Source organism: Serratia sp. 201 (genome assembly GCF_037027545.1).
GTDB classification, from domain to species: domain Bacteria; phylum Pseudomonadota; class Gammaproteobacteria; order Enterobacterales; family Enterobacteriaceae; genus Serratia; species Serratia bockelmannii.
Genome location: NZ_JAXCHC010000004.1, coordinates 210,279 through 232,572, shown reverse-complemented (window position 1 = coordinate 232,572; position 22,294 = coordinate 210,279). Strand labels below are relative to the sequence as shown.

Sequence of the window (22,294 nt, the reverse complement as noted above, 5' to 3'; positions counted from 1 at the left end):
TTTCCTTACATAGATGATTTTTGCGTTTCAATAGTCGAATGAGCCTCACCTGATACGTCAATTACTATCGCAGACAGGCGGTTTCGCTTAACCATTGGCACAGCTTCATTAAGAATGTCCTCCATTGTCGTGGCGTTTACTGGGGGTGGTGTGTCTTTCTCCGGGCGAGGGATAGCGTTTGGTCGAGAAGCACCAAACCAGAACACAAGATAGATGCCGTAGCCTGCGGCATCGGGATTGGTAGTATAAAGTTGGTCAAGTTGCTCGTTAAGTGCTCTCCAGACGTCCCGGTGATAATCACGCTTTATCTCAATGGGGATCTTTATTCCTGGAAGTGAAATGATGATATCAGTCCTTTTACTCGAAACCATGTGGCCTTCTGGCTCACAGATTATTTGTAACGGATGGAGTCGTGCTCTAAGCAGCTCCAGAAAAAAATTCCGACAGCTCTCTTCAGGCTTAGGCACTAAAATTTGACCATTGCCATTCTCATTCCAGAACTGTTTATAAATATCGGTATTTTCATAAGTAATTCGGTTAGCGATATCCCGCAAATGATCTAACAATAACTCATAGAGATCCATTACATTAGCTGGGGTCTGATTTTTAAGCGTATTCAACGCTTGCTTCCAGTTAGTGTGTTGAAACTGTGATTCCCGATACCGCACCTTCTGGTTGCTTTGGGCGTGCAAGAGATAATCCCGGTAACTTGTACATTCTGGCAGTAATAATAAACGTTCAAATACTTCACCGGCATCGTATGAGGAAAAAGAAGAAACGTCATCAATCAATCTTTTGATAAAATCAGCATACTCCCAATTGGTTGCTGAGTTAGAGTCGTTTCTTGCAACGCGATCTGCATTAGGAAAATGAGTAGCAGAGACAGTGATGATCGCTTCCAATTGTGTTAGTGATAAACGCTGCTCACTACTACCACGGCCTCTTTTCGCCTTACCTGATAGTTGACGAAGGAGCGCTATCATTTCCGGCGCGGATTTTGATTCAGATAAAAATAGATCCTGACACTGGTTTGGAACGAATAAATAAGTACATACCAGCCAAATTTGATAACTTGGATTTTTGAGTTTTGAGGGTTGCGCTACCATCAACTCAGATAACTGCAATAACTCTGCATGACTCTCAGGATGCGCTAACAACCACTCCACCAGGTTTTGTAAGTGGAGAACATCATCAGGGTGCTCTTTAGCGAGTCTCATAACTAAAGGAACGGTATAGTCGATTGGAATGCAGGTATCATTTAACAGATAGTTAAGTGCACGGATATGTTGCAACTGATTACTAATGCAGAAATTGATAATGTGGTAATAGGTTTTGATGAAAAATGCTGTTTTGTTAAGTATCACATCCCTTTTCCACGGTAATGAATAATCACTTACAACATTATTGTCTTTGGTGAAAAGTGCTAGTATAACATCCAGAGTCAATAGCGTTGTTAATAAACCTTCGTTCCATTGTGTAACATCAGGATGTTTTTTAAATAACTCATCGCTTCCTGCCAGTACTGCATACCACCATCCGTAATACTCCCTCTTCAGCAAAGCACAATTCAACTCGTCAATAGTGGGCAGATCTGAACGATTTAAAATCGCTAAAAGACCGGATATCGCATCAATGACGTTTTCGGCACCTAATATGTCTTCACAGCGCTGCACTGGCGTCAATTTGTCATCAACATCGCTGTATTTCGAATAGTAAATATAGGAAATATGTTTGAGCCACCCCAAATGTTGGCCCGACACAATTTCCTGACGACATAACTCGAAACTGTGCCTATCTTCATAACGCGCCGCGTTTCGTTCTTTCTCATACGCTATTTGTCTAATATTATGTTTTACTCGCCAATCGTCAATCTCGCAGACGATGGAGGTCTCAAACACAGTCGTCAACTTTACATTTAAATGGCAGTACGCGGAAAGAAACTCAAACGCTTCTTGGGATGGCTTGGCACATCGGTAAAGGACCGCAAATGTCAGTCGATAAATACATTCAGTTTTATCTGAACCAGCGTCAGCATGGGATAAATAGTGGATAAAACGAGCCAGCAAAAGCTCATCAGGGACAAGATGAAAGGTGCTTTCAGTAAATTCATGTAAGAACAAGTATCGAGTATCATGGCGTGTAAATGAGAGAATGGCGGCATCTATAATATCTTCATATTGCCAGCTACGATTTTTTATCTCATGAACGATAGATTTCTGCAAATCATCATAACTGCGATAGTGGTGATAACGGGAGTAGCTATAGAACGTTTTTAGGCACAACCATATCTGATCCGCACTATAATTACTATCCTTGCTCAGTATGTGCAATAAGCCAGCTTCGAGAAAATGCACAATTTCATATTGATTCTTAGGTGAGGAATCCCAATCTTTACTGTGATCGTTATGGTACTGTTCAAGATACTCAAATATAGCGAGCAGATCAGCTGTCGGTACAATATCATTCAGTCGCCATAATGCGCCTATCGGTAATCGCTCACTGGTTATGTTTAATGTATCAACCAGCAGTTGTGCTATATCCTGCGGTGTAAAGTAATCTTTATAAAGCAACTGAATGATATGGTTACGCAACCGGATGCTATCGTGATTTTTGTCTTTTAACTCCGCAAATAAACGCACCGAAAATTTCTGGCCAGGTACTCCAAAATGGATTAATGCTGTTATTGCTTCTTCTTTTTCCGCATACGAGGAATCCTCTGATTTGACAATATTGATTAAGTCATCACTCAATGCGACTATCGGTGTTGTTACCGATAAGGATTCCAAAACGATCATGCGCAGAGAAAATGACGAATGAGGATCGCGGATTATCTGTCGTAACAGAGTTTCCATTTCTACTGTCGCAAAGCCATTCAGATATGAATTGAGACCGTGATTTCTAAACCAGGGATCACGTTCTGAAAGTTTTGACAGCGCCACAAGTAGATTTTGTTTTTCCGCTATCGGTAATGAAGCTGCATCGCCATAGGTCAGAACGCCATAAGGATCGGCTTCAATGAATACCTGGGCGTATTGCGGTAAAAAGACCGCTAACCATGCGTGTAAACCTCTCAATTCTGAAGACGGATACCCCTCAAATCCCAGCATACTTCTCAAACGCCCCATGGGTAGCCCTTTGTCAACGATCCCGGCTAACCATTTTGCCGCTAAATACTCAGCAATTGTCCTGTGGCTGTACTCAACAGTTTCAAGCTCATCTCCGGCAGAAAAAACCCGCCTCGATAACGCCGCTCTAATTATTTCATGTGAGAAGAACGAGATGGTTCTGTAACTGGGGTATTCTGGTCGGATATCGTTCGGAAGTAGAGAAACCCCGGAAACATCACTCAATATGCGCAACGCGCAAATTGATCCAGCAGGATACTCTAATTCGTCGCAGGTATAAATTCCTGAAGTTAGCCGCGTATGCTCTTGGCTATGTTCAGTTAAAAGGAACTGTGTCGCAGAGTGGAAAAGTTCAGACCTTGTTCGGGGCCAGTTTCCTTCTTTAACGGCTTCAGCCAGCATTAGCAGATTTTGTGGGTTGTAAAGAAATTCGCTGGCATCATGTTTTTCTGCTTCAGCCAGAAACGCTTCGGGGTGTTCTACACCATTAGCTTGTAGAATTGCAGTTTGCTCTTCTTTTGAGAGTGACTGCAAATGTAAAACAACATAGCCTCCCGTCTGCTCAAAATAGGGTAAAAATGCTGACAAGTCTGATTCGCCTAACCAATCTTGAGAGCGACAAGAAATTCTGACATTTTGTGGCGTTTGGGAAAAAAGCCTACGGACGATGTCATCTACAACGTCACTACTGTTACTGGCACTCCTCTTCTCATCTAATGCATCGATGAACAACGTTTTCTGATTATCAATAGGTACGCCACTTAAGAAGTGACGTACTGTCAGATATTTTGCCTCTTGCAATGCCGCAAACTGTTTGAAGAGGTGCGTTTTTCCAGCACCAGGATCACCAAGCAGTACAATATTCGGAAAGTGAAAATAATCACTAAATACCACAGTTTGGGTATCTTTTTCCTGTAGAGGATAGATTTGCCTGACTTGCCTGGTTAGCATTATATAGGTTCCTGAGTATCTATTTTTGTTCTACCAAATCTGTATGGCAGGTTTTACTCCAAATTTATCATAGACTTTCAGCCGATACAGTAAACCATCTAACCCACCATGGTTGCTATGATGTCACGTTTTGGTTTACATGACAGACTCATAGTGAGCAGAACTGGCTGCTAGGACGTCGAGTGCTGATACCATTCAAACATTGATAGGATCCGGGATGACGCTGGCTCCGTTACATGGACTGCATGTCGCTCAAAACTGACGACCTGTGACCTACTCCCCGTAGAGACCGTCAGCCCAGCCCTGAACCACTCCTAAACATCCCCACCGATAACGTTCCCGGATTTTCTTCTTGAATACAGCCATTCGTTTTTCTACCTCCGAATGGCTTAGATAAACCGCGGTGCCGTTTCTTAAGCGTTCAAAGGCGGCATCCACCCTTTCACGCAACGCTTGCTCCAGCAACATCGCCTCTACGTCCATTTCAGGTTTATTCCGCTGCTCCATTTCCATCTCCTCCTTGAGACAGCACCGAACCACTCAGCAGCAGCGGTAAGTTACAACAACCCCATCCCCACCACGCCGGTCAGTACGCCGCACAGCACCACCAGCGCCGCCGTCAGGCACAGCGCCCGGGCGGAGAAGGCTTTGTTGAGCATCAGCAGCGAAGGCAGGCTGACCGCCGGCAGGGTCATCAGCAGCGCCAGCGCCGGGCCGGCATCCATGCCCGCCAGCATCATGGTCTGCACGATCGGGATCTCCGCCGCGGTGGGGATAACGAACAGGCAGCCGACGATCGCCAGGCCGATGATCCACAGCAGGCTATTGTCGACGGCGCCGTCGGCGTGCGGGAACAGCCAGACCCGCGCCGCGCCCAACGCCAGCACCGCCAGTACGTAGATCGGGATGGTCGACCAAAACAGCGCCCACAGCGCTTTGCCCCAGCGGGCGAGAAACGGCCGTTCGTCGCTCTGCGCCGTCATCACCGGCGGCTGCGGCGCGGCGGGCTGCGGGTCCTGGGCGGTTACGCGCTGCACCAGCCAGGCGATGCCCAGCACCATCACCACGCCCGCCACCAGACGGATGGCGGCGAATGGCCAACCGAGCACAAATCCCATAAACACCAGCGTCGCCGGATTCAATACCGGGTTGGCGAGCCAAAAGGCCAGCGCGGCGCCGCTGGATACCGACTGGCGGCGCATGCCGGCGGCAACCGGCGCGGCGCAGCAGGTGCACATCATGCCCGGCAGTGCGAGCAGCGCCCCCAGCACGGTGCCGGAAAAACGCCGGTGGCCGAGCGTACGCGCCAGCCAGTCGCGCGGGATCAGCACCTGCACCAGCGAGCCTAACAGCACGCCGAGCAGCGCCGCCTTCCACACCGCGGTGAAGTAGACCAGCGCGTACTGCCAGGCCGCCAGCCAGGGGCTCGCGGCGCCGTCAGCCAGGATCGATTTGCCGATCGAGTGGCTGTCCGCCGCCACGAACGCCTTGCCGTAGTAAGGCTGCCATTTGACGTAGTAGAGGCCGACGGCCACCACCAGCAGAAACAGGATCGGTTTCCACAGCGGCCAGGCGCGTGGGGCGGGTTCAGGGGCGTTCAGAGGTTGCGGCATGGTAGCGGCCAGAGTCAGTCAACAGAGGCGCCAGCATAGCGCGCCGTCGCCGCCCGTGCACGCCCGGGCTGTCCTAAATAGTTCATCTGTTCGCCACCGACGCGTAACGCGATTGTCATCTGCGCCCGGCACCATGATGCCAACGTGAAAACCACAGGGTAGACGCCCGATGAAACGCACCGCTTCCGCCTTCATCGCACAGCCATCGGTATGACGAGGTTTTTATTATGATGGAGTTATCTAGACATCCGACCACTTACCCCACCCGCTATCAGCAGATCGCCGCGCAGCTAGAACAGGAGCTGCGCACGCAATACCGCTGCGGCGACTACCTGCCTTCGGAACAGCAGCTGGCCGAACGTTACCAGGTCAATCGCCACACGCTGCGCCGCGCGGTGGATCAGCTGGTAGAGCGCGGCTGGCTGCAGCGCCGCCACGGCGTCGGCATTCTGGTGCTGATGCGGCCTTACGACTACCCGCTGCACGCCAATACCCGCTTCAGTCAGAACCTGTTCGAACAGGGCAGCCACCCCACCAGTGAGCGCTTACTCGCTGTTTTGCGCCCGTGCAATGGGCATGTCGCCAGCGCGCTCTCGCGTGAAGAAGGCGAAATGGTGATCCACCTGCGCACCCTGCGCCGGGTCAACGGCGTGCCGATGAGCGTGATCGATCACTATCTGCCCGATCTGGAGTGGTGGCCGGCGCTGCAGCAGTTCCACAGCGGTTCGCTGCACCAGTTTATCGAACAGCACCTCCGGCAGCCGCTGACCCGCCGCCAGACGCGCATCAGCGCGCGCCGCGCGCAGGCCAAAGAGAGCCGGCTGCTGGAGATCGCCACCCACGCGCCGCTGCTGTGCGTGCGCACCCTTAACGTCCGCAGCGGCGGCGAAGACGTGGCGGAATACTCCGTCAGCCTGGCCCGCGCCGACATGATTGAACTGACGATGGAGCACTGAATGCACGCCTTAGAGTCGAGACAACGCTGGATGTCGGTGCTGGCGCACAGCCGGCCCGAGCAGCTGCGCAGCCACTGGCAGGCGCTGAACCTCAGCCCGGGTTACCGCAGCATCCGCGCGCCGGAGATCGGCCTGGCCCAGCTGCAAGGGCGCATGGGCGCCACCGGCCGCCGCTTCGTGCTGGGGGACATGACGGTCACCCGCGCGGTGGTGCAGCTGGACAACGGCGGCTACGGCTACAGCTACATCGCCGGGCGCGACAAGGCGCACGCCGAGCTGTGCGCGCTGGCCGATGCGCTGCTGCAACAGCCGGAACACGGCGAACGCCTGCAACAACAGCTGATCGCGCCACTGGCCGCGCTGCAGCACGAACAGCGCCAGCTGCGCGCCCGGGCGATCGCCGCCAGCCGGGTGGACTTCTTTACGCTGGTGCGAGGGGATTAAGCCATGAGTTTATTGACCGGTTTTGAGCAACCGATAGACCAATCGCAGCACGCTTTCCGTTTGATTCTTAAAGCCTTGAGCGAACCAGGCCACCGGGTGACGCTGCCGACCGGCCCGGCCTGGGCGCCGCTGAACGCCGCCAGCACCGCCGCGCTGCTGACGCTGGCCGATCAGGAAACGCCGCTGCAGCTGTGCGCTGCGCTCAAAAGTGAGCGAGTGCTAACCAACATTCGTTTTCACAGCGGCGCGCCGCTGGCCGCCACGGCGCAGGAGGTCTGTTTTGCCTTGTTCGATGAGCAGCTGCAGGCCGCCGATCTGCAGGCGTTGCCGCACGGCACTGAAATCTCGCCGGAATGCGGCGCCACGGTGGTGGTGCAGCTTGCTGAGCTGGAGAACGGCACCGCGCTGCGCCTGACCGGCCCCGGCATCGAGAATCATCGCCTGATTGCGCCGCGTCTGCCGCCGGCGCTGCTCGATTACCTGGTCAACCGTCCGCAGCGCTTCCCGCTGGGGCTGGATATTTTGCTGACCTGCGGCGATCGCCTGCTGGCGATCCCGCGGACCACCCGCGTGGAGGTGTGCTGATGTACGTAGCGGTAAAAGGGGGCGAAAAAGCCATTGAGGCCGCCCATCAGCTGCAGGAACAGCTGCGGCGCGGCGACGACGCGCTGCCGGCGCTCGGCGCGGAACAAATCGAACAGCAGCTGGGGCTGGCGGTGGATCGGGTGATGACCGAAGGCGGCATCTACGATCGCGAGCTGGCGGCGCTGGCCATCAAACAGGCCAGCGGCGATCTGGTGGAGGCGATCTTCCTGCTGCGCGCCTACCGCACCACCCTGCCGCGCCTGGCGGTCAGCGAGCCGCTGGCCAGCGAAAACATGCGGCTGGAGCGGCGCATCTCGGCGGTTTACAAGGACTTGCCCGGCGGGCAGGTGCTGGGGCCGACCTACGACTACACCCACCGGCTGCTGGACTTCGCGCTGCTGGCGGAAGGCGAGGCGCCGCGCGCGCCGCAGGCCGACGAACCGCTGCCGGACAACTGCAGCCACGTGTTCGATCTATTGTGTCGCCAGCAGCTGGCGCGGGAGGAACAAGACGACGGCAGCGCGCCGGACGACATCACCCGCAACCCGCCGGTTTACCCCTGCTCGCGCTCGGCGCGCCTGCAGCAGCTGGTGCGCGGCGACGAAGGTTTTCTGCTGGCGCTCGGCTACGCCACCCAGCGCGGCTACGGCCGCAACCACCCGTTCGCCGGCGAGATCCGCACCGGCCACGTTTCGGTGGAGATCGTGCCTGAAGAGCTCGGTTTCGCCATCGATATTGGCGAGATCCTGCTGACCGAGTGCGAAATGGTCAACGGCTTCGTCGATCCCAAGGACCATCCGCCGCACTTCACCCGCGGCTACGGGCTGGTGTTCGGCCGCGCCGAACGCAAGGCGATGGCAATGGCGTTGGTGGATCGCGCATTGCAAAGCCCCGACTACGGCGAAGGCGTCGCCGGCCCGGCGCAGGACGAAGAGTTCGTGCTGGCCCACGCCGACAACGTCGAGGCCGCCGGCTTCGTCTCCCATCTCAAGCTGCCGCACTACGTCGACTTCCAGGCCGAACTGGCGCTGCTCAAGCGGCTGCGGCAGGAATACAGCGAGCGTCAGGAGGCCCGCGATGAGTGAAGTATTGACCGGCTATAACCTCGGTTATCTGGACGAACAGACCAAGCGCATGATCCGCCGCGCCATCCTCAAAGCGGTGGCGATCCCCGGCTACCAGGTGCCGTTCGGCGGCCGCGAGATGCCGATGCCCTACGGCTGGGGCACCGGCGGCATCCAGCTCACCGCCAGCGTTATCGGCCGCGCCGACGTGCTGAAGGTGATCGACCAGGGCGCCGACGACACCACCAACGCGGTGTCGATCCGCCGCTTCTTCCAGCGCGTCGCCGGGGTGGAAACCACCGAACGCACGCCGGAGGCCACGCTGATCCAAACCCGTCACCGCATTCCGGAAACCGCGCTGCGCGAAGACCAGATCCTGATCTATCAGGTGCCGATCCCGGAGCCGCTGCGCTTTATCGAACCGCGCGAAACCGAGACCCGCAAGATGCACGCGCTGGAAGAGTACGGCGTGATGCAGGTGAAGCTGTATGAAGACATCGCGCGCTACGGCCATATCGCCACCACCTACGCCTACCCGGTGAAGGTCAACGATCGCTACGTGATGGATCCGTCACCGATCCCGAAATTCGACAACCCGAAAATGCACATGATGCCGGCGCTGCAGCTGTTCGGCGCCGGGCGCGAGAAACGCATCTACGCCCTGCCGCCGTTCACCAAGGTGGAGAGCCTGGACTTCGACGACCATCCGTTCAGCGTGCAGCAGTGGGACGAACCCTGCGCGCTGTGCGGTTCGCGCCACAGCTACCTGGACGAGGTGGTGCTCGACGATCAGGGCAACCGCATGTTCGTCTGTTCGGACACCGACTACTGCCGGCAGCAGCTGGCGCAATCTTCGCAAGAGGCGCAGCACTGATGACTTCCACCCCTTTGAGCACCACCCCGCTGCTGTCGGTGAACCGGCTCACCCACCTGTACGCCCCCGGCAAGGGCTTCAGCGACGTGTCGTTCGACATCTACCCCGGTGAAGTGCTGGGCATCGTCGGCGAATCCGGCTCCGGCAAAACCACGCTGCTGAAGTCGATCTCCGCGCGGCTGGCGCCGCAGCGCGGGCAGATCCTTTACCGCCCGCAGGCGGGCCAGGAACAGGATCTGTACGCCATGGCGGAGAGCGATCGCCGCCGCCTACTGCGCACCGACTGGGGCGTGGTGCACCAGCACCCGCTCGACGGGCTGCGGCCGCAGGTCTCCGCCGGCGGCAACATCGGCGAGCGGCTGATGGCCATCGGCCAGCGCCACTATGGCGACATTCGCCGTCAGGCCGGCCAGTGGCTGGAAGACGTCGAAATCCCGCTGTCGCGCCTCGACGATCTGCCGACCACCTTCTCCGGCGGCATGCAGCAGCGGCTGCAGATCGCCCGCAACCTGGTCACCCACCCCAAGCTGGTGTTTATGGACGAGCCGACCGGCGGGCTGGACGTATCGGTGCAGGCGCGCCTGCTCGATCTGCTGCGCAACCTGGTGGTGGAAATGCAGCTGGCGGCGGTGATCGTCACCCACGATCTCGGCGTGGCGCGGCTGCTGGCCCACCGTCTGCTGGTGATGAAACAGGGCGAAGTGGTGGAGAGCGGCCTGACCGACCGAGTACTGGACGATCCGCACCATCCTTACACCCAGCTGCTGGTTTCTTCGGTGCTGTCGTAACCCAAGGCGATAACAGATGACTATGCAAATCCGAGTTGAACATCTCAGTAAAACCTTTGTGCTGCATCAGCAGTACGGCACCCGCCTGCCGGTGCTGCACGACGCCAACCTGATGGTCCACGGCGGCGAATGCGTGGTGCTGCATGGCCACTCCGGCAGCGGCAAATCCACCCTGCTGCGTTCGCTGTACGCCAACTACCTGCCGGACAGCGGCCATATCTGGATCCACCACCAGGGCGACTGGCTGGACATGGCCAGCGCCGATGCGCGCCAAATTCTGGCGGTGCGCCGCCATACGCTGGGCTGGGTCAGCCAGTTCCTGCGGGTGATCCCACGCATCAGCGCGCTGGAGGTGGTGATGCAGCCGCTGCTGGAACAGGGCGTCGAGCGCGCCGAGTGCCGCGACCGCGCCGAAGCGCTGCTCGCTGCGCTCAACGTGCCGCCGCGCCTGTGGCCGCTGGCGCCGTCCACCTTCTCCGGCGGCGAGCAGCAGCGGGTGAACATCGCGCGCGGCTTTATCGTCGATTACCCCATTCTGTTGCTGGATGAACCGACCGCCTCGCTCGACAGCCGCAACAGCGCGGCGGTGGTGCAGCTTATCGAACGCGCCAAGGCGCGCGGCGCGGCGATCGTCGGCATTTTTCATGATGAAGGCGTCCGCCAACAGGTCGCCGACCGGCTTTATGATATGCAGGCGCCACAGGCGCTGGAGGCCCTCTGATGATCGTCAATAACGTTAAGCTGGTGCTGGATGACCAGGTGGTGCAAGGCTCGCTGGAGATGCAGGACGGCGTGATCCGCAGCTTCGCCGACGGCCCGAGCCGGCTGCCGCAGGCGCTGGACGGCGACGGCGGCTGGCTGCTGCCGGGGCTGATCGAGCTGCATACCGACAACCTGGACAAGTTCTTCACCCCGCGCCCGAACGTCGACTGGCCGGCCCATTCGGCGATGAGCAGCCACGATGCGCTGATGGTGGCCAACGGCATCACCACGGTGCTGGACGCGGTGGCGATCGGCGACGTGCGCGACGGCGGCCACCGGCTGGAAAACCTGCAGAAAATGATCGACGCGGTGTTCCACAGCCAGCGCGCCGGGGTGAACCGCGCCGAGCACCGGCTGCATCTGCGCTGCGAGCTGCCGCACGAGAGCACCCTGCCGCTGTTCGAACAGCTGATGGACAAGCCGGGCGTGTCGCTGGTGTCGCTGATGGACCACTCGCCAGGCCAGCGCCAGTTCGCCTCGCGCGAAAAGTACCGCGAATATTATCAGGGCAAATACCACCTCAACGACCAGCAGATGAGCGAGTACGAGGAGCAGCAGGTCGCCCTGTCCGCCCGCTGGGCTGCGCCGAACCGCGAGGCGATCGCCGCCCACTGCCGCGCACGCCGCATCTCGCTGGCCAGCCATGACGACGCCACCGCCGCGCACGTGGCCGAATCCTGCGCGCTGGGCAGCGCCATCGCCGAGTTCCCCACCACCGAGGCGGCCGCCCGCGCCTCGCACCAGCAGGGCCTGCAGGTGCTGATGGGCGCGCCGAACATCGTGCGCGGCGGTTCCCACTCCGGCAACGTGGCGGCGCACCACCTGGCGGCGCTGGGAGTGCTGGATATTCTCTCTTCCGATTATTACCCGGCCAGCCTGCTGGATGCGGCGTTTCGCCTCGCGGCGGACGAGCGCAACACCTACGATCTGCCCCAGGCGGTGCGCATGATCACCCGCAACCCGGCGCGGGCGCTGGATCTGCAGGATCGCGGCGCCATCGCCGAAGGATTGCGGGCGGATCTGGTGCTGGCGCGGTCGCACGGCGAGCACGTTTACGTGCAGAACGTGTGGCGCCAGGGCAGGCAGGTATTCTGATGGCGCGGCTCATCTATCTGATGGGGCCTTCCGGCGCAGGCAAGGACAGTCTGCTGGCCGCGCTGCGGGCCGACGCCGACCGCGCGCCGCTGGTGGCGCACCGTTACATCACCCGGCCGGCGGATGCCGGCTGCGAGAATCACATCGCGCTGAGCGAACCCGAATTTCTGCGCCGCCGCGCCAAGGGGCTGTTCGCGCTCGACTGGCAGGCCCACCAGCAGCGCTACGCGTTCGGGATCGAAGTGGATCTTTGGCTGCTGCAGGGGATCGACGTGGCGGTCAACGGTTCGCGCGCCCACCTGCCGCAGGCGCAGCAGCGCTACGGCGCGCAGCTGCTGCCGGTATGCCTGCAGGTCAGCACCGCGATCCTGCGCCGGCGCCTGCAGGATCGCGGACGGGAAAGCGCTGAACAGATCGAGCAGCGGCTGGCGCGGGCGGCGGAATATCAGCAGAGTCTGCCCGCCGGCTGCCGGGTGCTGCACAACGACGGCCCACTCGACGATACCCTGGCGGCGCTGTTGGCGCTGCTGCCAACCGCCACCCGACAAGCTCAGGATGCGACGCCATGAACGACTTTGCCCAGCCGAAAATCGGCGACAACGTGACCCTTAACCGCACCCGGCTCGGCCAGTATGTGCATCTGGCCGACGATGCGATCCTGGAAGAGGTGGAGATGGGGGACTACTCCTACACTGCCGGGCACAACCAGATTTTTTACGCCACTATCGGCAAGTTCGTTTCCATCGCCTCCTATGCGCGCATCAATCCCGGCAACCACCCGACCTACCAGCGCATCGCGCAGCACCACTTCACCTATCGCGCTTCCGAATACGGGCTGGGGGAAGACGACGCGGCGTTCTTCGACTGGCGGCGCGAGCACCACGTCACCGTCGGCCACGACGTGTGGATCGGCCATAACGCCATCCTGATGCCGGGCGTCAGCGTCGGTAACGGCGCGGTGATCGGCAGCGCGGCGGTGGTCACCAAGGACGTGGAGCCTTACAGCATCGTCGCCGGCGTGGCGGCCAAAAAGATCGGCATGCGCTTCGACGATGCGCTGATAGAACGCATCGAACGCAGCCAGTGGTGGCACTGGGATCACGCCACGCTGCAGGCGCGGCTGGCGGATTTTCGCGACATCCACCGCTTTGCGCAGAAGTACCTTTAACGGAGGGGAAGCGATGCAACTGACCTTTCTCGGCACCGGCGGCGCGCAGCAGGTGCCGGTGTTCGGCTGCGACTGCCTGAGCTGCCAACGGGCGCGGCGCGAGCCGGCATTTCGGCGGCGAGCGTGCAGCGCCATGCTTAACTATCAGGGAGAAACGACCTTATTGGATGCGGGATTGCCGGCTTTGGAGCGGCGATTTTCGGCGGGGCAAATTCAACGTTTTTTACTGACACATTACCACATGGATCACGTTCAGGGGTTATTTCCTTTGCGTTGGGGGTGCGGAAATTCCATTCCGGTGTATGGCCCGCCGGATGAACAGGGCTGCGACGACCTGTTCAAACACCCCGGCATTCTGGCGTTTCAGCCGCCGCTGGCGCCCTTCGCCACCGTCGAACTGGGCGGCATGCGCATCACCCCGCTGCCGCTGCAACACTCCAAACTGACCCACGGCTATCTGATCCAGGCGGCGGGCGCTGCGCTGGCCTACCTGACCGACACCGTCGGCCTGCCGCCGGCCACCGCCGACTATTTGCAGAACGTGGCGCTGGATCTGCTGGTGCTCGATTGCAGCCTGCCGCCTCAGCCGCAGGCGCCGCGCAACCACAACGACCTGACCCGCGCGCAGGAGACGCAGCAGTTGCTGCAGCCCAAGCGCACGCTGCTGACGCACATCAGCCATCATCTCGATCGATGGCTGCTGGACAACGAACTGCCCGCCGGGCTGGAGCTGGCGTTCGATCACCTCAGCGTCAGCCTCGGTAGCAGTGCAGCCGATCCGACTCCAGCACCCTGATCCCTTCGCCCGGCGTGAACGCCTGCTGCAGCAGCGTTTGCGCCACGTCTTTGGCGGAGACGGCGCGCCATTTGCCGGGCAGCAGCCTGAACAGCGGCAGCGTGAGGCGCTCCATCAGGCGCGGCGTGGGGCGATCCCCCACCAGCATGGAAGGCCGCACCAACGTCAGGCGCGGCCAGTGCTGTTCGCGCAGCGCCTGCTCCATCTCGCCTTTGGTGCGGTTATACAGGAAGGTGGAATCCGCGTTGGCGCCCAGCGCGCTTACCACCAGACAGTGCTGCGCCCCCAACCGGCGGCCGGTCAGCGCGCTCTCCACCACCAGTTGGTAATCGACGTAGCGGAAGGCATCGGCGCTGCCCGCCGCCCGGCGGGTAGTGCCCAAGCAGCAGAACACCAGATCGACCGGCTGCTGCAGGCTACTCAGCAGCTCGAACAGCGCGTCGCCGACCGGATTGGTCAGCTTGCCGTGCGGCGGCAGCGGCGTGCGCGTCGGCGCCACGATGGCCGTTATCTGCGGATCGCTTTGCAACAACTGCAGCAACTCGCGCCCCACCAGCCCGGTTGCGCCGACTAACAGTGCTCGCGCCATGCAATCTCCCGTTGTAATCAATACGTCGACTTAAAGTATAGACCGCGCCCAATGCAGCTTCTTGCCGAAGCCGAGGGTGTTGTCGGCCATCTTCACCTCGTGCAGGTCCAGCCGCCAAACCGAAGCCTTCATCGCCCTGGCGATCGGGAAGCGCTTGCAGTAACGCGCGTGCGCCGCCTCGGCCTCTTCGCCGCTCAGCAGCACCGCCTCGGCGCGGTACTGCACGCCGCGGATCAGCGCGATGCTTTTCGGTTTCGGCGCGATGGTGCCGACCACCCGGCCGTTGTTCAGCATCAGCCCGCCGTGGCGGGTGTGCGGTTCGGTCATCAGCCACAGCGCCATCGTCGCGGCGTCGAACACGTAAAAACAGTTGGCGCACCACATGTCGAGGCCGTCGCCGGCGCACAGCGTTAAGACATGTTGCTTGCCGATGAAATCCGCAATCTGTTGCCGTTGTTCTGAGGTATTCAAGGTTACTCGCCTCCCGGTTCACTCACTTCATCTTACCCTGCGTTGTTGAGGCGAGTCACAAATAACGATAATCATCAAAAATCACACATGAATATAAACACAACAATAATGAATTTTTATTTATTTTTGCATAAAGCAGATTGATAACATAAAAAACACAAAGCGGATTTATTTGATCGTTATGCAGCCGGTTATTTGACCGCTTTTTTTATTCCTTTCCGAGCGCCATTGAAATTAAGCGCTTAAGGGCCGCGAGCATTAGCAATTCATTTACATGCCAACCTCTGGACCCGGATGATACTTATGCAATTCATTGCATAACAGGTGAATAGTTATTTATAAACACCGGCATTTATGTGACTTTCATCACGATTTTTAGCCCATCTTGCGTTAAAATAGCGCCATCTTTTCACTCAGCAAGGTGGATTAGAAAATGGAAAACAATAACCGAAAAATGGCGCACATCAGGCGCACAACCCATATTATGATGATGGCTCATCGCAGCTGCTTTAGTTTCGCATTCTTCAACTACAGATAACCCTCCCCCTCGCTCTTACGCCGTTGATAAGAGTGTCATTGCGTTTTATTTATTCTCCGCACGCCGGTGATAATATCTCTTTCTCGCTAACCGGGAAGGACACGCAATTCATTTTTAATTTCGGCCAAGCGCATCCAAGCTAAATAAAACAGCGAACACAGTTAATGCCTTTCGGCATCACTGGGTTCTCGCACACCTTTATTTTCGTGAAGGCGTTAACGGCAAATGGAATTATTTGCCGGCGGAATGCCTTTGCCTGAAGAATGAGAAAAATGAAAAAATTAAAAATTGCCGCCAACACCCAAACCCTCGGCTGCTTTGAAACTGAACGCGACATCGTCGATGTGCACCACAGCGATTTCAATGACGTCGCCGCCATTGTGCTGTCGGTAGACGACGTCACGCAAGGCATGGTGGCGCGCATCGAAGAACACGGCCTGAACATTCCGCTGTTCGTCGCCGTCTGCTGCGAAGAAGAGCTGGATAACGCCGTCTTGCCGGCGCTGCACGGTGTGTTTGAACTGTGCGGCAAGAATACCCAGTTCTACGGCAAACAGCTGGAGGCCGCCGCCGCCAAATATGAGAGCGAACTGCTGCCGCCGTTCTTCAACACGCTGACGCAGTATGTGGAAATGGGCAACGCCACCTTCGCCTGCCCCGGCCACCAGGGCGGCGAGTTCTTCCGCAAACACCCGGCGGGCCGCCAGTTCTTCGACTTCTACGGCGAAACGCTTTTCCGCTCCGACATGTGCAACGCCGACGTCAAACTGGGCGATCTGTTGATCCACGAAGGAGCGCCTTGCGCCGCGCAGCAGCACGCCGCCAAGGTGTTCAACGCCGACAAGACCTACTTCGTGCTCAACGGCACCTCGGCCTCGAACAAGGTGGCGACCAACGCCCTGCTGACGCGCGGCGATCTGGTGCTGTTCGACCGTAACAACCATAAATCCAACCACCACGGTGCATTGATCCAGGCCGGCGCCACGCCGGTTTATCTGGAAACCGCGCGCAACCCGTTCGGCTTTATCGGCGGCATCGACGCGCACTGCTTCGACGAGCGCTACCTGCGCCAACAGATCCGCGAAGTGGCGCCGGAACGCGCCAACGAAGCCCGCCCGTTCCGCCTGGCGATCATCCAGCTCGGCACCTACGACGGCACCATCTACAACGCCCGCCAGGTGGTCGACAAGATTGGCCACCTGTGCGATTACATCCTGTTCGACTCCGCCTGGGTGGGCTATGAGCAATTCATTCCGATGATGAAAGACTGCTCGCCGCTGCTGCTGGAGCTGAACGAGAACGATCCCGGCATCATCGTCACCCAGTCGGTGCACAAACAGCAGGCTGGCTTCTCGCAAACCTCGCAGATCCACAAAAAAGACAAGCACATCAAGGGACAGAGCCGCTACTGCAACCATAAGCGCTTCAACAACGCCTTTATGCTGCACGCCTCCACCAGCCCGTTCTATCCGCTGTTCGCCGCGCTGGACGTCAACGCCAAGATGCACGAGGGCAAGAGCGGCCAACGCCTGTGGCAAGAATGTGTGCGCGTGGGCATCGAAGCGCGCAAAATGCTGCTGGACACCTGCACGATGATCAAACCGTTCGTGCCGGATCAGATCGACGGCAAGCCGTGGCAGGCCTATGACACCGTGGCGATGGCCAACGATCTGCGCTTCTTCAACTTCGTGCCCGGCGAGAAATGGCACGCCTTTGAAGGCTATGCCGAATCGCAGTATTTCGTCGATCCGTGCAAACTGCTGCTCACCACGCCGGGCATCGATACCGCGACCGGCAGCTACAGCGAGTTCGGCATTCCGGCGACCATTCTGGCCAACTACCTGCGCGAAAACGGCATCGTGCCGGAAAAATGCGATCTCAACTCGATCCTGTTCCTGCTGACGCCGGCGGAAGACATCGCCAAGATGCAGCACCTGGTGGCCCTGATCGCCCGCTTCGAGAAGCACATCGAGCAAAACTCCCTGCTCAGCGAGGTGCTGCCTGCGGTCTATAAAAACCACCAGCAGCGCTACAAAAACTACACCATCCGCCAGCTGTGCCAGGAAATGCACGATCTTTACGTCAGCTATGACGTTAAAGAGCTGCAAAAAGAGATGTTCCGCAAAAGTTATTTCCCGCGCGTGGTAATGAATCCGCAGGATGCCAATACCGAGTTCGTACGCGGCAATGTGGAATTGGTGTCGCTGGCCAAGGCCGAGGGCCGCATCGCCGCCGAGGGCGCCCTGCCTTACCCACCAGGCGTGCTGTGCGTGGTGCCCGGTGAAATTTGGGGCGGCGCCGCGCAGCGTTATTTCCTGGCACTGGAAGAAGGCATCAATTTATTGCCAGGATTCGCGCCGGAATTACAGGGCGTTTATATCCAACAGGATGAGGACGGCTGGAACCGTGCTTACGGCTACGTCATGAAAAATTAATCACCTTACGGGGCGGCGATGATTCCCGCCGCCCGGATCGCATCCTAAAAGAGAAAATGATCATGAGTAAGTCCAATAATAAAATGGGGGTCGTGCAATTAACGATCCTGACCGCCGTGAATATGATGGGTTCCGGCATAATTATGCTGCCGACCAAGCTGGCCGAAGTGGGCACGATTTCGATCGTTTCCTGGCTGGTGACCGCCGTCGGCTCGATGGCGCTGGCCTACGCCTTCGCCAAATGCGGCATGTTCAGCCGTAAATCCGGCGGCATGGGCGGCTACGCCGAATACGCCTTCGGTAAATCAGGCAACTTTATGGCGAACTACACCTACGGCGTTTCGCTGCTGATCGCCAATATCGCCATCGCCATTTCCGCCGTCGGCTACGGCACCGAGCTGTTCGACACCACGCTCAGCCCGCTCGGGATCTGTATCGCCACCATCGGCGTGCTGTGGCTGGCGACCGTCGCTAACTTCGGCGGCGCGCGCATCACCGGCAAAATCAGCGGCATCACCGTCTGGGGCGTGATCATTCCGGTGGTGGGCATCTCGGTCATCGGCTGGTACTGGTTCAGCGGCAGCGCCTACGTCGCCGCCTGGAACCCGCATCAGGTGCCGACCTTCGAAGCCATCGGCGCCTCGATCTCAATGACCCTGTGGGCGTTCCTGGGGCTGGAATCCGCCTGCGCCAACACCGACGTGGTGGAAAACCCGGAGCGCAACGTGCCGATCGCCGTACTGGGCGGCACCCTCAGCGCGGCGGTGATCTATATCATTTCGACCAACGTGATCGCCGGCATCGTGCCGAACATGGATCTGGCCAACTCCACCGCCCCGTTCGGGCTGGCGTTCTCCCACATGTTCAACCCGACGGTCGGCAAGATCATCATGGCGTTGATGGTCATGTCCTGCGTCGGCTCGCTGCTCGGCTGGCAGTTCACCATCGCTCAGGTGTTCAAATCCTCCGCCGACAGCGGCTTCTTCCCGAAAATTTTCTCCAAGCTGAGCAAGGCCGACGCGCCGGTTAAAGGCATGCTGACCATCGTCGTCATCCAGAGTGGTTTGTCCCTGATGACCATCAGCCCGTCGCTGAACAAGCAGTTCAACGTGCTGGTGAACCTGGCGGTGGTGACCAACATCATCCCTTACATCCTGTCGATGGCGGCGCTGGTCATTATTCAGAAAGTGGCGAAGGTGCCGGACAACAAGGCGCGCATCGCCAATATCATCGCCGGCATCGGCGCGCTGTACAGCTTCTATGCGCTCTACAGCTCCGGTGAAGAAGCGATGATGTGGGGCGCCATCGCCACCTTCCTCGGCTGGACGCTGTACGGCATCGTCTCGCCGCGCTTCGAGCTGGCGGGAAAAAAGGGGTAAAGCGGTAAGGCTCCGGCGGCCGGGGATGGGATTGTGATGGCGAACATGCCATCATACGCCGACCCTGGCCACCGAAACGGCGTACGATGACCGACACTACCCCCACTCCCTGGCACCTCTATATGCTGCGTTTACCGAGCGGCATGCTGTATACCGGCATCACTACCGACGTGGCGCGCCGCCTGGCACAGCACCAAGCCGGCAAAGGCGCCAAGGCGCTGCGCGGTAAAGGGGAACTGACATTGGCGTTTCACTGCCAGGTGGGGGATCGCTCAACGGCGCTGAAGCTGGAATACCGCGTCAAACAGCTGAGCAAAATACAAAAAGAGCGGCTGGTGAATCACCCGCCGCTGTCGTTGGAGTATCTATTGCCGGTCGTTAAAAGCGATTAAACGGCGCCGAAAAAGCCACTTCGCCGCTGACGCCATTCAGGGCGTCTTCCGCCAGCGGATACACCTGGAACGCGCTTTCCGTGTCCGGCCAGCGGCAGTTCAGGCCATAGGTGGCGGCCGGTTTAAAGCCGAAGCGGCCGTAGTAGGCCGGATCGCCCAGCACCACCACCGCGGCGTAGCTGAATTCGTTCAGCGAATCCAGGCCTTCGTACACCAGCTTTTCAGCCAGCCCCTGGCGGCGCAGGCTTTCGTCTACCGCCAGCGGCGCCAGCGCCACCCATTGGCGGTCTTCGCCGGCCACGTCTACCGGGCTGAACGCGGCGTAACCCACTACCCCGCCTTCGTCGTCAGTGGCGACCACGCCCAGCGTCAGCAGGCCGTCTTCGCGCAGCTGCTGCACCAGATCGGCTTCGTCGTCGCGGCCAAAGGCGCGGCGCAGCAAGGCGTCGATGCCCGCCGCGTCTACCGGGATCTCTACGCGAATCAGCATGATACCGCCACACGGGAAGCCGACGCCGTGCCCTCCTGCAACCCTTTTTCGACAAAATCAGCCAACTGCAACAGCCCCATGCGCAGCGGCGCAGGCATGCTTTCCAGCTCGATGGCGTCCATCAAATTTTTCACATACAGGCCCAATTCGGTATCCCCTTCAATCTGCAGCCGACGCTGAAAGAACAGCGTATCCGGATCTTGCTTGCGCGCCGCGATCAGGATCAGATCGTTGGCGTCGCCGCTGAAGCTGACGTCCGCTTCGGCGTGCTGGCTGACCACCAGTTTGTCGTTTTCTACCGTCATAAACCATTGTAGCGCCAGATCGCGAACTTCGATCTTCAGCCAACGCGATTCGAGAAACTCCAGATCCCCATCCGCCAATGCCTGGCGGAACTGCCAGCTCAGCACCTGTTGCAGCAGCTGACGCTGCAGAGCGAACGGCGTGAATTTCAGCGGGATGCGCAGCAGCGACGGCCCCTGGCGCACAAGGCGTGCTCGTAGTTGTTCCAACACGGTCATCCACTCCTTTCAATACGGACTACCGCTATTTTGCCACACTGACGCGCGGCTTCAGCGGTCTATATCAACAAATAGTGCATTTCACCGCCATGTTTATCAATACGCCATAAGCTGCCTCAAATCAAAACCTGTGTGTGCCCCATTGCCTAAAATGACCTCCCCGATTCGCATTTGCCGGCGGAACACCGCCACCGGCAACCTTTAAAGACAGCGTGCGCCCGGCCGGGCGCACGGCTAAGCCAGGATAAATCTATGGAGCTGCTTTGTCCCGCCGGCAACCTGCCGGCCCTGAAGGCCGCGGTGGATAACGGCGCCGATGCCGTTTACATCGGTCTGAAAGACGATACCAACGCGCGCCACTTCGCCGGCCTCAACTTCACCGAGAAAAAGCTGCAGGAAGCGGTCGATTACGTGCATCGCCACGGCCGCAAACTGCATATCGCCATCAACACCTTCGCCCATCCCGACGGCTACGCCCGCTGGCAGCGCGCGGTGGATATGGCGGCCCAATTGGGCGCCGACGCCCTGATTCTGGCGGATCTGGCGATGCTGGAATACGCCGCCCAGCGCTATCCGCTGTTGGAACGCCACGTTTCGGTGCAGGCTTCCGCCACCAACGAGGAAGCGATCCGTTTTTACCAGCGCAACTTCGAGGTCGGCCGGGTGGTGCTGCCGCGCGTGCTGTCGATGCATCAGGTGAAACAGCTGGCGCGCACCAGCCCGGTGCCGCTGGAAGTGTTCGCCTTCGGCAGCCTGTGCATCATGGCCGAGGGGCGCTGCTATCTCTCTTCCTACCTGACCGGCGAGTCGCCGAACACCGTCGGCGCCTGTTCGCCGGCGCGTTTCGTGCGCTGGCAGCAAACCCCGCAGGGCATGGAGTCGCGCCTGAACGACGTGCTGATCGACCGCTACCAGGACCATGAAAACGCCGGTTACCCGACGCTGTGCAAGGGCCGCTATCTGGTGGACGACGTGCGCTACCACGCGCTGGAAGAGCCCACCAGCCTCAATACGCTGGAGCTGCTGCCGGAGCTGCTGGCCGCCAACATCGCCTCGGTGAAGATCGAAGGCCGCCAGCGCAGCCCGGCTTACGTCAGCCAGGTGGCGCGCGTCTGGCGCCAGGCGATCGACCGTTGCCAGGCCGATCCGGCCGCCTACCGCGCCGACGCCGCCTGGATGGAGACGCTGGGCGCGATGTCCGAGGGCACCCAGACCACGCTGGGCGCCTATCACCGCAAATGGCAGTAGCCGGAGGAAA

Annotated in this window: 23 protein-coding genes; 16 read left to right on the top strand and 7 right to left on the bottom strand. The window is 58.9% G+C overall.

The window, feature by feature from the left end:
* Positions 1-5: 5 nt before the first annotated feature.
* From WA302_RS19900 to WA302_RS19890, 3 genes are all read right to left on the bottom strand, one after another.
* Positions 6-4,076 carry an NACHT domain-containing protein gene (locus WA302_RS19900; RefSeq protein ID WP_336064703.1) on the bottom strand — a complete coding sequence of 1,357 codons (4,071 nt, stop codon included), beginning with the start codon at positions 4,074-4,076 and terminating at the stop codon, positions 6-8.
* A 273-nt stretch (positions 4,077-4,349) separates the two neighbouring features.
* Entirely contained in the window at positions 4,350-4,589 is a 240-nt protein-coding gene (locus WA302_RS19895) for a hypothetical protein (protein ID WP_323712004.1), read from the bottom strand.
* 44 nt (positions 4,590-4,633) lie between these two features.
* Positions 4,634-5,689: a permease gene (locus WA302_RS19890; protein WP_336064702.1), complete on the bottom strand. Its 1,056-nt coding sequence runs from the start codon at positions 5,687-5,689 to the stop codon at positions 4,634-4,636.
* Positions 5,690-5,916: 227 nt separating this feature from the next.
* Here WA302_RS19890 and phnF point away from each other — a divergent pair, with 227 nt between their 5' ends.
* The 11 genes from phnF to phnP are packed head-to-tail and all read left to right on the top strand — an operon-like array spanning position 5,917 to position 14,221.
* On the top strand, positions 5,917-6,645 hold the full coding sequence (gene phnF / locus WA302_RS19885; protein WP_049208807.1) for a phosphonate metabolism transcriptional regulator PhnF: 729 nt from the start codon (positions 5,917-5,919) through the stop codon (positions 6,643-6,645).
* Positions 6,646-7,089 carry a phosphonate C-P lyase system protein PhnG gene (gene phnG, locus WA302_RS19880; protein ID WP_016929298.1) on the top strand — a complete coding sequence of 148 codons (444 nt, stop codon included), beginning with the start codon at positions 6,646-6,648 and terminating at the stop codon, positions 7,087-7,089. It abuts the gene before it with no gap.
* A 3-nt stretch (positions 7,090-7,092) separates the two neighbouring features.
* A complete protein-coding gene (gene phnH / locus WA302_RS19875; protein ID WP_336064701.1) occupies positions 7,093-7,674 on the top strand; it encodes a phosphonate C-P lyase system protein PhnH in 582 nt (193 codons plus the stop codon).
* Positions 7,674-8,759: a carbon-phosphorus lyase complex subunit PhnI gene (locus tag WA302_RS19870; RefSeq protein WP_060448240.1), complete on the top strand. Its 1,086-nt coding sequence runs from the start codon at positions 7,674-7,676 to the stop codon at positions 8,757-8,759. Before phnH ends, WA302_RS19870 begins: the two co-directional genes overlap by 1 nt.
* Positions 8,752-9,612: an alpha-D-ribose 1-methylphosphonate 5-phosphate C-P-lyase PhnJ gene (locus WA302_RS19865; protein ID WP_019453317.1), complete on the top strand. Its 861-nt coding sequence runs from the start codon at positions 8,752-8,754 to the stop codon at positions 9,610-9,612. Before WA302_RS19870 ends, WA302_RS19865 begins: the two co-directional genes overlap by 8 nt.
* Positions 9,612-10,400, top strand: a complete 789-nt coding sequence (gene phnK / locus WA302_RS19860) for a phosphonate C-P lyase system protein PhnK (protein ID WP_038879071.1) — start codon at positions 9,612-9,614, stop codon at positions 10,398-10,400. Before WA302_RS19865 ends, phnK begins: the two co-directional genes overlap by 1 nt.
* 16 nt (positions 10,401-10,416) lie before the next feature.
* The gene (gene phnL / locus WA302_RS19855) at positions 10,417-11,121 is read left to right on the top strand and encodes a phosphonate C-P lyase system protein PhnL (protein WP_336064700.1); all 705 of its coding nucleotides are present in this window, start codon (positions 10,417-10,419) and stop codon (positions 11,119-11,121) included.
* Entirely contained in the window at positions 11,121-12,257 is a 1,137-nt protein-coding gene (gene phnM, locus WA302_RS19850; RefSeq protein WP_336064699.1) for an alpha-D-ribose 1-methylphosphonate 5-triphosphate diphosphatase, read from the top strand. Before phnL ends, phnM begins: the two co-directional genes overlap by 1 nt.
* Positions 12,257-12,826: a ribose 1,5-bisphosphokinase gene (gene phnN / locus WA302_RS19845; RefSeq protein ID WP_261456574.1), complete on the top strand. Its 570-nt coding sequence runs from the start codon at positions 12,257-12,259 to the stop codon at positions 12,824-12,826. Before phnM ends, phnN begins: the two co-directional genes overlap by 1 nt.
* Positions 12,823-13,425: a DapH/DapD/GlmU-related protein gene (locus tag WA302_RS19840; protein ID WP_049294737.1), complete on the top strand. Its 603-nt coding sequence runs from the start codon at positions 12,823-12,825 to the stop codon at positions 13,423-13,425. Before phnN ends, WA302_RS19840 begins: the two co-directional genes overlap by 4 nt.
* A gap of 13 nt (positions 13,426-13,438) precedes the next feature.
* Positions 13,439-14,221: a phosphonate metabolism protein PhnP gene (phnP, locus tag WA302_RS19835; protein ID WP_197837280.1), complete on the top strand. Its 783-nt coding sequence runs from the start codon at positions 13,439-13,441 to the stop codon at positions 14,219-14,221.
* On the opposite strand, the gene WA302_RS19830 is transcribed toward phnP, so the two are convergent.
* Complete coding sequence (locus WA302_RS19830) at positions 14,178-14,810, bottom strand: NAD(P)H-binding protein (RefSeq protein WP_261456575.1); 633 nt, start codon at positions 14,808-14,810, stop codon at positions 14,178-14,180. The genes phnP and WA302_RS19830 overlap by 44 nt on opposite strands.
* Before the next feature lie 30 nt (positions 14,811-14,840).
* Positions 14,841-15,281, bottom strand: a complete 441-nt coding sequence (locus WA302_RS19825; protein ID WP_141997100.1) for a YhbP family protein — start codon at positions 15,279-15,281, stop codon at positions 14,841-14,843.
* Positions 15,282-15,714: 433 nt separating this feature from the next.
* Between WA302_RS19825 and speFL the strand changes: the two genes are divergently transcribed.
* The 4 genes from speFL to WA302_RS19805 all read left to right on the top strand — a co-directional run bounded on the left by speFL (position 15,715) and on the right by WA302_RS19805 (position 20,025).
* Entirely contained in the window at positions 15,715-15,819 is a 105-nt protein-coding gene (gene speFL, locus WA302_RS19820) for a leader peptide SpeFL (protein WP_004933443.1), read from the top strand.
* A gap of 272 nt (positions 15,820-16,091) precedes the next feature.
* Complete coding sequence (gene speF, locus WA302_RS19815) at positions 16,092-18,254, top strand: ornithine decarboxylase SpeF (protein ID WP_261456576.1); 2,163 nt, start codon at positions 16,092-16,094, stop codon at positions 18,252-18,254.
* 62 nt (positions 18,255-18,316) lie between these two features.
* Positions 18,317-19,633, top strand: coding sequence for a putrescine-ornithine antiporter (potE, locus tag WA302_RS19810; protein ID WP_025305085.1), 1,317 nt, complete (start codon positions 18,317-18,319; stop codon positions 19,631-19,633).
* Positions 19,634-19,719: 86 nt separating this feature from the next.
* Positions 19,720-20,025 (top strand): GIY-YIG nuclease family protein, encoded by a 306-nt coding sequence (locus tag WA302_RS19805; RefSeq protein WP_139319749.1) that lies wholly within the window; start codon positions 19,720-19,722, stop codon positions 20,023-20,025.
* Here WA302_RS19805 and WA302_RS19800 read toward each other — a convergent pair.
* Together WA302_RS19800 and ubiT are read right to left on the bottom strand one after the other, a co-directional pair.
* Positions 20,012-20,515 (bottom strand): GNAT family N-acetyltransferase, encoded by a 504-nt coding sequence (locus tag WA302_RS19800; protein ID WP_025305083.1) that lies wholly within the window; start codon positions 20,513-20,515, stop codon positions 20,012-20,014. The genes WA302_RS19805 and WA302_RS19800 overlap by 14 nt on opposite strands.
* A complete protein-coding gene (gene ubiT, locus WA302_RS19795; RefSeq protein ID WP_025305082.1) occupies positions 20,509-21,030 on the bottom strand; it encodes a ubiquinone anaerobic biosynthesis accessory factor UbiT in 522 nt (173 codons plus the stop codon). Before ubiT ends, WA302_RS19800 begins: the two co-directional genes overlap by 7 nt.
* Before the next feature lie 258 nt (positions 21,031-21,288).
* Here ubiT and ubiU point away from each other — a divergent pair, with 258 nt between their 5' ends.
* Positions 21,289-22,284: a ubiquinone anaerobic biosynthesis protein UbiU gene (gene ubiU / locus WA302_RS19790; protein ID WP_025305081.1), complete on the top strand. Its 996-nt coding sequence runs from the start codon at positions 21,289-21,291 to the stop codon at positions 22,282-22,284.
* Positions 22,285-22,294: the final 10 nt, after the last annotated feature.

Bases quoted from the DNA above. Each gene is read 5' to 3' on its own strand.
- WA302_RS19900 (WP_336064703.1), bottom strand. From the start codon at position 4,076: ATGCTAACCAGGCAAGTCAGGCAAATCTATCCTCTACAGGAAAAAGAT.
- WA302_RS19895 (WP_323712004.1), bottom strand. From the start codon at position 4,589: ATGGAAATGGAGCAGCGGAATAAACCTGAAATGGACGTAGAGGCGATG.
- WA302_RS19890 (WP_336064702.1), bottom strand. From the start codon at position 5,689: ATGCCGCAACCTCTGAACGCCCCTGAACCCGCCCCACGCGCCTGGCCG.
- phnF (WP_049208807.1), top strand. From the start codon at position 5,917: ATGATGGAGTTATCTAGACATCCGACCACTTACCCCACCCGCTATCAG.
- phnG (WP_016929298.1), top strand. From the start codon at position 6,646: ATGCACGCCTTAGAGTCGAGACAACGCTGGATGTCGGTGCTGGCGCAC.
- phnH (WP_336064701.1), top strand. From the start codon at position 7,093: ATGAGTTTATTGACCGGTTTTGAGCAACCGATAGACCAATCGCAGCAC.
- WA302_RS19870 (WP_060448240.1), top strand. From the start codon at position 7,674: ATGTACGTAGCGGTAAAAGGGGGCGAAAAAGCCATTGAGGCCGCCCAT.
- WA302_RS19865 (WP_019453317.1), top strand. From the start codon at position 8,752: ATGAGTGAAGTATTGACCGGCTATAACCTCGGTTATCTGGACGAACAG.
- phnK (WP_038879071.1), top strand. From the start codon at position 9,612: ATGACTTCCACCCCTTTGAGCACCACCCCGCTGCTGTCGGTGAACCGG.
- phnL (WP_336064700.1), top strand. From the start codon at position 10,417: ATGACTATGCAAATCCGAGTTGAACATCTCAGTAAAACCTTTGTGCTG.
- phnM (WP_336064699.1), top strand. From the start codon at position 11,121: ATGATCGTCAATAACGTTAAGCTGGTGCTGGATGACCAGGTGGTGCAA.
- phnN (WP_261456574.1), top strand. From the start codon at position 12,257: ATGGCGCGGCTCATCTATCTGATGGGGCCTTCCGGCGCAGGCAAGGAC.
- WA302_RS19840 (WP_049294737.1), top strand. From the start codon at position 12,823: ATGAACGACTTTGCCCAGCCGAAAATCGGCGACAACGTGACCCTTAAC.
- phnP (WP_197837280.1), top strand. From the start codon at position 13,439: ATGCAACTGACCTTTCTCGGCACCGGCGGCGCGCAGCAGGTGCCGGTG.
- WA302_RS19830 (WP_261456575.1), bottom strand. From the start codon at position 14,810: ATGGCGCGAGCACTGTTAGTCGGCGCAACCGGGCTGGTGGGGCGCGAG.
- speFL (WP_004933443.1), top strand. From the start codon at position 15,715: ATGGAAAACAATAACCGAAAAATGGCGCACATCAGGCGCACAACCCAT.
- speF (WP_261456576.1), top strand. From the start codon at position 16,092: ATGAAAAAATTAAAAATTGCCGCCAACACCCAAACCCTCGGCTGCTTT.
- potE (WP_025305085.1), top strand. From the start codon at position 18,317: ATGAGTAAGTCCAATAATAAAATGGGGGTCGTGCAATTAACGATCCTG.
- WA302_RS19805 (WP_139319749.1), top strand. From the start codon at position 19,720: ATGACCGACACTACCCCCACTCCCTGGCACCTCTATATGCTGCGTTTA.
- WA302_RS19800 (WP_025305083.1), bottom strand. From the start codon at position 20,515: ATGCTGATTCGCGTAGAGATCCCGGTAGACGCGGCGGGCATCGACGCC.
- ubiU (WP_025305081.1), top strand. From the start codon at position 21,289: ATGGAGCTGCTTTGTCCCGCCGGCAACCTGCCGGCCCTGAAGGCCGCG.